Source organism: Sphingomonas sp. DC4900, assembly GCF_049896485.1.
Lineage (GTDB): Bacteria > Pseudomonadota > Alphaproteobacteria > Sphingomonadales > Sphingomonadaceae > Sphingomonas > Sphingomonas aquatilis.
In genome coordinates this window covers 1-1,227 of sequence record NZ_JAFCUK010000044.1, presented here as the reverse complement: position 1 = coordinate 1,227, position 1,227 = coordinate 1, and the positions used below count along the sequence as shown (strand labels likewise).

Below are 1,227 nucleotides of genomic sequence, written 5' to 3'. Positions count from 1 at the left end.
TGACGGTCCCCCGGTTTCTCATCCGGGCATGATGCGAGTTTCCGGTTTGCATCCGTCGGGGTTAACCCCGACGGATGCAGCATATTCGGCTGGCGTGAGCCAGCCAAGCGCCGTGTGAGGACGGCTCTCGTTATAGTCCCGCCGCCAGGCCTCGATCTTGGCACGAGCGTCCGCCAGCGACAGGAACCAGTGGCTGTTCAGGCACTCGTCGCGAAGCCGGCCGTTGAAGCTCTCGACGAAGGCGTTGTCGGTCGGTTTGCCCGGCCGCGAGAAATCGAGCGTGACGCCGTTCTCATACGCCCATCGGTCGAGCGCCTTCGAGATGAACTCCGGGCCATTGTCCACCCGAATGGTCTTCGGTGCACCACGTACTGACGCGATCCGCGTCACCGCCGCGACAACCTGCTCGCCCTTGATGCCCTGATCGACGTCGATCGCCAGCGCCTCGCGGGTGAACGCATCGACCACCGTCAGTGCCCGCAGCCGCCGGCCATCGAACAAGGCATCCGAGACAAAGTCCATCGACCACATCTCGTTGGGCGCCGAGGCCGCAGGCTGGCGTTCGCGGTTCGCCGCGCTGACGTTGCGACGGGGACGCTTGAGCCGAAGGCTCAATCCATCCTCCCGATATAGCCGGTAAACCCGCTTGTGATTCACCAGCCAGCCCTCCCTGCGCAGCAGGATGTAGATCCGAAAATAGCCATAGCGCACCCGTGCTGCCGCCAGATCGTGGATGCGCAGCCGCAGCGGCGCCTGGTCCGGCTTGTGCGACACGTAGCGCACCGATGAGCGGTCGACGCCGAGCGCGAGGCAACTGCGCCGCTCGCTGACGCCGTGGGACGCCTGGACGTACGCGACGATCTCGCGCCGTCGCCCAGGCGTCAGAGCTTTTTTGCTAGGACATCCTGCAGGATATGCTTGTCCAGGCTCAGATCCGCGACGAGCTGCTTCAGCTTGCGGTTCTCGTCCTCGAGTTGCTTGACCCGCCGCAGCTCGCCGACGCCCAGCCCGCCATACACCTTCTTCCAGCGATAAAAGGTCTGCTCCGATACGCCCATACGGCGGATGACCTCCGCCACCGGCGTGCCCGTCTCCGCCTGCTTCAGCGCAAACGCAATCTGCTCTTCCGTGTATCTCGACTTCTTCATGTCCCAGCTCCTTGCCCGCAGGCTTCAAAGGGCCGGAAAACTCTCACTCAGCTTGGATGAAAAAATAGGGAGGACGTCA

Annotated in this window: 1 protein-coding gene; it reads right to left on the bottom strand. The window is 63.5% G+C overall.

Annotated elements, in window-relative coordinates; genetic code table 11:
• Positions 1 to 18: 18 nt before the first annotated feature.
• A protein-coding gene (locus ACP690_RS18050; RefSeq protein WP_413243585.1) for an IS3 family transposase occupies positions 19 to 1,148 on the bottom strand; the annotation gives its coding sequence in 2 pieces (ribosomal slippage) (positions 19 to 893 and positions 893 to 1,148; 1,131 coding nt in all).
• Between the last annotated feature and the right edge of the window lie 79 nt (positions 1,149 to 1,227).